We start from the raw sequence: 6414 nt of genomic DNA on the forward strand, positions 1-6414 counted from the left end.
AGGATTGCACTATGCCGGATGCCGCGCCGCTGGATTACAAGGTCAAGGACATCTCGCTGGCCGAATGGGGCCGCAAGGAGATCGAGATGGCCCAGGACGAGATGCCAGGGCTGATGGCGCTGCGCGCGGAATTCGGCGCCAGCAAGCCGCTGAAGGGTGCCCGCATCGTCGGCTGCCTGCACATGACGATTCAGACCGCCGTGCTGATCGAGACGCTCACCGCCCTCGGCGCCTCGGTGCGCTGGTCCTCCTGCAACATCTTCTCCACGCAGGACCAGGCCGCCGCCGCCATCGCCGCCACGGGCGTGCCGGTGTTCGCCTGGAAGGGCATGAACGAGGAAGAATTCTGGTGGTGCATCGAGCAGACCGTGCGCGGCCCGGACGGCTGGGAACCGAACATGATCCTCGATGACGGCGGCGACGTCACCAAGCTGATGCATGACAAATACCCGGCAATGCTGGCGAACATCCGCGGCATCTCCGAGGAAACGACCACGGGCGTGCACCGCCTGTGGGAAATGGCGAAGGCGGGCGAGCTGCTGGTCCCCGCCATCAACGTGAACGATTCCGTGACCAAGTCGAAGTTCGACAATCTGTATGGCTGCCGCGAGAGCCTGGTGGACGGCATCCGCCGTGGCACGGACGTGATGATGTCCGGCAAGGTGGCCGTGGTGAACGGCTTCGGCGACGTGGGCAAAGGCTCCGCCGCCAGCCTGCGCAATGCCGGCTGCCGCGTGAAGGTGACGGAGATCGACCCGATCTGTGCCCTTCAGGCCGCCATGGAGGGCTACGAGGTCACCACCATGGAAGAGGCCGCTCCCGAGGGCGACATCTTCGTCACCGCCACCGGCAATGTGGATGTGATCACGCTCGACCACATGCGCGCGATGAAGCACCGCGCCATCGTCTGCAACATCGGCCATTTCGACTCCGAAATTCAGATCGAGGCGCTGAAGAACTACAAGTGGGACAATGTGAAGCCGCAGGTCGATGAGGTGGAGTTCCCGGACGGCAAGCGCATCATCGTGCTCTCCGAAGGCCGCCTGGTTAACCTCGGCAACGCCACCGGCCACCCGAGCTTCGTGATGTCCGCCAGCTTCACCAACCAGGTGCTGGCGCAGATCGAGCTGTGGACCGCGCCAACCGGCAAGTATGAGAACAAGGTGTATGTGCTGCCGCGCCACCTCGATGAGAAGGTGGCCGCCCTGCATCTGGCCAAGGTCGGCGCGAAGCTGACGCAGCTGTCGCAAAAGCAGGCCGACTACCTCGGCCTCGAAGTGCAGGGGCCGTTCAAGCACGATCTCTACCGCTACTAATGCGCACGTGGGGCAGCATCCTGGCCATTGTCGGGCTGGGTATCCTGGTGGGCGGGATGCTGTTCTTCGGTGCCGTGATGGCGCCGCTGGTGTTCACACACCTGCCTCTGCCGGAGGCTGGCGCCTTCATCCGCGCCGCCTTCCCTTGGTACTATGGCTTCACCCTTGCCAGCGCCGCGCTGGCTGCGCTGGGTTTTCTGCTGCAACACCGCCTCCGCGCGGCGGCGGTGCCCGGGGCGGTGATTCTCATCACCGCATGGTCACTGCTCTGGCTGCTGCCAAAGATGGACGCACTGAAGGCGGCGAACGATTCCGCCGCGTTCAGCTTCTGGCACAATATATCCGTCTGGCTAAACGGCGCGGAACTTCTCGCGGCGCTGCTACTGCTGATCCGCACAGCTGCGGTCAAAAACCGCGATTAGCGGCGTCCGCGCTGCCTGGGTAAAACAACGGTCCTGCTGCAAGGCGCTTAGCATCTGCGCGCTGGCCGCACGGCTGGAATCGTCCGCCCCGATGGTGGCGAGAATGACCTGCCGCTCCCCCTGGACATTTAAAGCCCGCCCGGCACGGAACAGAAGCAGCCGCATGCTGTCCGGCGCGGCGGCGATAAACGGCCCCGGCACGCCGACGCCGTCATTCCCGAACGGCACCACCACCAGCGCGCCCGGATAAGCCGCCGCCGCGCGCGCAACCAGCCCCTGCGGCTGCATGGTGGCCGTGGCAAAAGCCAGCCCGGCGATGGCGCAGCCTTGCACCGCTAGCATCACGGTCAGCAACGGGCGTGGCAGCGCAGCGGCGAACATCAGCGCCACCCAGGGAATCGCGAAGGCGAGATAACGGATTTCGATCGGCGTGTTGTGGAAGATCAGCCCCAACGCCAGCAGCCCGGCAGGCGTGGCCAGCGCCAACAACGCGCAGAGCATCGCGGAGGCATGCCGCCGCCGGACCACGCAAACGAACCCAGCCAGAACCAGCGCCAGCAGGGCCAGCGCCACAGGCAGGGCAAACGCCCCGGCGTAAACCGGCAACCCGCCGAAGATCGCGGCGCCCGAATCCTTCGCTAGCAGAGCCAAGGCGTGGCTGGCATCGAAGGCAACGAACTGCCCGGCACGGGAACCGCGCTGGGCGAGGAAGAACCAGGCATCGAGTGGCAGAAACGGCACAAACCCCGCCAAGGCCGCAGGCAGCACCCGCCAGCGCGCCCGGCAGAGCCAGAGCAACGCCGCGCAGGCGGTGAAAACGGCAAGATAATTGGTGAAGCTCGCCGCCCCCAGCGCCACACCGCCTGCCAGCGCCCCACGCCAGCCACGCGCCCGCGCCAGCAGCAGCACCCCGGCCACATCGCACAACTGCGCCAGGGCAAAACCTCGCGCCACAACGCCGGTATAGGCAAATCCGTAGGAGAGCAGCGTCAGCCCCAGCGCAGGCAGCACGGGCACATCCAATACCGCCGCCAACCGCGCCAGCAGGGCAAGCGTGCCCAGCGTAAACAGCACGGAGAGCGCCCGCGCCGCGAACCAGGACGGCCCGAACACCCGCCGCCAAACATCCAGTGCCCAGAAATACAACGGCGGGTGCACATCCCCGGCGCGCAAATCATGCGCCACCTGCCCAAACCCCGCGCCACCGGCATAGAGCCAGCGCACCGCCCCCGGTGTGAAGATCCCTTGTGGCCAAGCCGGACGGGCATGACCCGCCGTCAGGAAGAGCGAATAGGCTTCGTCATATTCCAGGGCGCGGAACCAGGCGATGGCCAGCAGCAGCGCCGCGGCGGTGCAAAGGAAGAGCGCGACGCGCCGGTCATTCATCCTTGAGCGCGCGGCTCATCAGCGCCGCCATGGTCTGCGGCACGTTCATCTCCCCGGCAAGCAACCGGGTCACCGCCTCGGTGATCGGCATCTCCACCGCCGCCGCGCGAGCGCGGGCGAGCAGAGCGGGCGCGGTGGCAACGCCCTCGGTGACGCTGCTGCGGCTGGCGAGAATATCCGCAAGGCTCCGCCCCTGGCCCAGCGCCAAACCGAGCGAGAAATTCCGGCTGCTCATGCCGGTGCAGGTGAGCAGCAGGTCGCCCAGCCCGGAAAGGCCGGAAACCGTCTCCGCCTTGCCGCCCAAGGCCGCCGCCAGCCGGGCGATCTCGGCCAGGCCACGGGTGATAAGTGCCGCGCGCGCATTCTCCCCCAGCCCAGCGCCGATCACCACGCCAGAGGCAATGGCGATCACGTTCTTCGCCGCACCGCCCAGCGCCGCGCCCATGATATCGGCACTGCCGTACAGGCGCAGCGTGTCCGTCTTCAGCGCGGCGATGAGGTGAGCGCGTGTCTCGGCCTCCGGCATGGCCAACACGGCGGCCGCGGGCAATCCGGCGGCGACCTCATGTGCGAAATTCGGCCCCGTCAACATCGCGGCGGGGCGGCCACCCACCAGCTCAGGCGGCAGGAGCAGCGTGCCGGTCTCCAGCCCCTTGCAGCACAGCACGAGCGGCCCCGCCCCCGGCAACGCGGGCAGAATCCCACGCAAATGCTGCATCGGCACGGCAAGCAGCAGAATATCCGCATCCGGCATCTCATGCGTGAGACGCAGAGCCTCCGGCAGCGCCACGCCTTTGAGGCGCGGGTTTTCCCGGCTGCGCTCCATCTCGGCCACGCGCTCGGGACTGCGCGCCCACAGCGTCACATCCTTGCCCGCGCGCGCGAACAGAACGGCCAGCGCGGTGCCCCAGGCCCCGGCGCCGATAACAGCGATGGATTCACTCATTGATCACCCTCTCGATCACGCTCGAACAGCCCGGTTCACCCATCACAGCCTCGCAGGCGGCGAGGATCGGCGCGGCCTCATCCTCGAACCCGAAAGGCGGGTTGACGATGAGCAGGCCGCAGCCATTGAGACCGATCGGGTTGGTGTCCGGGCGGCGCAGGAATTCCACGGCGATGACATCGCGGATCGGCGTCAGCTTCAGGCTTTCGAAAAAAGCCCGGACGGGGGCGCGGTGCTTGATCGGGTACCAGACCACGAACACCCCGGATTTCAACTTCCTCCAGCCCAAGAGCAACGCTTTTTCAAGCGCCGCGAATTCGTCCGTGCGCTCGAAGGGCGGGTCGATCAGCACCAGGGCGCGCTTTTCCGGCGGAGGCAGGAAGGCACCGATGGCCTCGTAGCCGTCACGCTCATGCACCGCCACATTCGCCGCCGCGCGCATGGTCCGGCGCAGCGTGGCGGCATCTTCCGGGTGCAGTTCGCAGGCGATCAACCTGTCCTGGGGGCGCAGCAATGCAGCCGCCAGCGCCGGGGAGCCAGGGTAGAGGCCGAGCTGCCGCACCAGAGCCACGTAATCCGCCAGTGCAGGTGGCGGGGCGTCGAGCAGCTTGCCGATGCCGTCCCGCCACTCGCCCGTCTTTTCCGCCTGTTCGGAGCGCACATCGTAACGCCCGATGCCGGCATGGGTGTCGAGCAGCAGGAACGGCTTGTCCTTGCGCTGCATGGCGCGAACCAGCGGGATCAGCAGTGCGTGCTTCATCACATCGGCGAAATTGCCGGCGTGGTAGATATGGCGGTAGTTCATAGGGAATCCAGTGGCCAGCGCGGCTTGCAAGGGGCATCGAGCCCGCTCACCTGCCCGGCATTCAACCGTTCCAGCGCCGCCCAGGCGACCATCACGGCATTATCGGTGCATAGCCGCAGCGGCGGGGCGATAAGCGGCTTGCCCGCCGCCGCCGCAACCTCGGCCAGGCGCGTGCGGATGGCGGTGTTGGCGGCCACACCACCCGCGATGATGATGGCGGACGCATCCGGGCACAGCTTCAGGGCGTGCGCTAGCCGGTCGCCCAGAATATCCGTCACCGCGGCCTGGAAACTAGCGGCGATGTCCGCCGCGCGGGCGCGGGGCAACGCCCCAGGCGGCTCGGCGGCCACCAGCTGGGCCACGGCGGTCTTCAGCCCGGAAAAGGAGAAATCGCACCCCTCGCGGTGCAGCATCGGACGCGGCAGGGGCACGGCGGCGGCGTTACCCTCGCGCGCGATGGCCTCCAGCGCCGGACCGCCGGGGTAAGGCAGACCGAGCAACTTCGCCGATTTGTCGAACGCCTCGCCCACCGCATCATCCAGCGTGGAGCCGAGCAGCCGGTAGCGCCCCACGCCCTCCACCGCCACGCATTGGCTGTGCCCGCCGGAGAGCAGCAGCAGCAGATACGGAAATGGCGGCTGCACCGGCGCGAGGCCGGGCAGCCGGGCCGTGAGGGCGTGCGCCTCCAGGTGGTTGATGGCCAGATACGTCTTACCCGCGGCGATTGCTGCGCCCTTGGCATAGCCGGTTCCCACCAACAGCCCGCCGATAAGCCCCGGCCCGGCCGTACCGGCAATCGCGGCCAGATCGGCAAAGCCGAGCCCCGCCTCGCGCAGAGCGTCTTTCACCATCGCGTCCAGCGCCGCCAGATGCGCCCGCGCCGCGATCTCGGGCACCACGCCGCCGAAGGCCGCATGATCGGCGATCTGGCTTAGCACGCGCTCGGCGAGGATGCTGCCATCCGGGGCGAGAATGGCAGCTGCCGTCTCGTCGCAGGAGCTCTCGATACCGAGCACAGCGCCAATATCTTTTCTTTCCATGCCGCTCGCTCTAGACCACTCGGGTGAAAACCGTAACTCCCCCCGTAAAGCCGCACACCCGCAACCTGCCGCTCAAGGTCGGCACCCGCGGCTCGCCGCTCGCCCGCCAGCAGACCGCGACCTTCCTTGCCCTGCTCAAGCAGTTCTGCCCCGTGCTGCGCGGCATGGAGGTGTTCGAGGAGCACATCATTGTCACCACCGGCGATGCCGTGCAGAATAAGGCGCTGGCCGAGATCGGCGGCAAGGGGCTGTTCGCCAAGGAGATCCATGAGTCGCTGGCGGCGGGGCGCATCGATTTCGCGGTGCACAGCCTCAAGGACCTGGAGACCACGCTGCCCGAGGGCATCGCTTTGGCCTGCACGCTCAAGCGCAAGGACGCGCGCGACGTGCTGATCCTGCCCCCCGGCCACGCCCCGGCGGACCCGGCGGACCCTTACGCCGCGCTGCCGCAGGGGGCCAGAATCGGCTCGGCCTCGGTCAGGCGCCAGGCGCAGCTCAA

The 6414-nt window shown here is 67.5% G+C and carries 6 protein-coding genes and 1 pseudogene; 3 read left to right on the forward strand and 4 right to left on the reverse strand.

Going from position 1 to position 6414, the window contains the following annotated elements; all coding sequences use genetic code 11:
- Positions 1 to 11 precede the first annotated feature (11 nt).
- On the forward strand, positions 12 to 1316 hold the full coding sequence (ahcY, locus tag ACLPJJ_RS04620) for an adenosylhomocysteinase (RefSeq protein WP_443589775.1): 1305 nt from the start codon (positions 12 to 14) through the stop codon (positions 1314 to 1316).
- The gene (locus tag ACLPJJ_RS04625; protein WP_443589776.1) at positions 1316 to 1738 is read left to right on the forward strand and encodes a DUF4149 domain-containing protein; all 423 of its coding nucleotides are present in this window, start codon (positions 1316 to 1318) and stop codon (positions 1736 to 1738) included. Before ahcY ends, ACLPJJ_RS04625 begins: the two co-directional genes overlap by 1 nt.
- Here ACLPJJ_RS04625 and ACLPJJ_RS04630 read toward each other — a convergent pair.
- The 4 genes from ACLPJJ_RS04630 to tsaD are packed head-to-tail and all read right to left on the reverse strand — an operon-like array spanning position 1697 to position 5915.
- On the reverse strand, positions 1697 to 3124 hold the full coding sequence (locus tag ACLPJJ_RS04630) for a hypothetical protein (RefSeq protein ID WP_443589777.1): 1428 nt from the start codon (positions 3122 to 3124) through the stop codon (positions 1697 to 1699). The genes ACLPJJ_RS04625 and ACLPJJ_RS04630 overlap by 42 nt on opposite strands.
- Complete coding sequence (locus ACLPJJ_RS04635; protein WP_443589778.1) at positions 3117 to 4070, reverse strand: NAD(P)H-dependent glycerol-3-phosphate dehydrogenase; 954 nt, start codon at positions 4068 to 4070, stop codon at positions 3117 to 3119. The genes ACLPJJ_RS04630 and ACLPJJ_RS04635 overlap by 8 nt, the downstream gene beginning before the upstream one ends.
- Positions 4063 to 4875: a 23S rRNA (adenine(2030)-N(6))-methyltransferase RlmJ gene (locus tag ACLPJJ_RS04640; protein ID WP_443589779.1), complete on the reverse strand. Its 813-nt coding sequence runs from the start codon at positions 4873 to 4875 to the stop codon at positions 4063 to 4065. Before ACLPJJ_RS04640 ends, ACLPJJ_RS04635 begins: the two co-directional genes overlap by 8 nt.
- Entirely contained in the window at positions 4872 to 5915 is a 1044-nt protein-coding gene (gene tsaD, locus ACLPJJ_RS04645; RefSeq protein ID WP_443589780.1) for a tRNA (adenosine(37)-N6)-threonylcarbamoyltransferase complex transferase subunit TsaD, read from the reverse strand. The genes ACLPJJ_RS04640 and tsaD overlap by 4 nt, the downstream gene beginning before the upstream one ends.
- 23 nt (positions 5916 to 5938) lie before the next feature.
- Between tsaD and ACLPJJ_RS04650 the strand changes: the two are divergent.
- Positions 5939 to 6414: pseudogene (locus ACLPJJ_RS04650) on the forward strand (hydroxymethylbilane synthase); the annotation flags it as partial.

Origin of the sequence: Acidocella sp. (assembly GCF_052326845.1) — a bacterium.
GTDB lineage: Bacteria > Pseudomonadota > Alphaproteobacteria > Acetobacterales > Acetobacteraceae > Acidocella.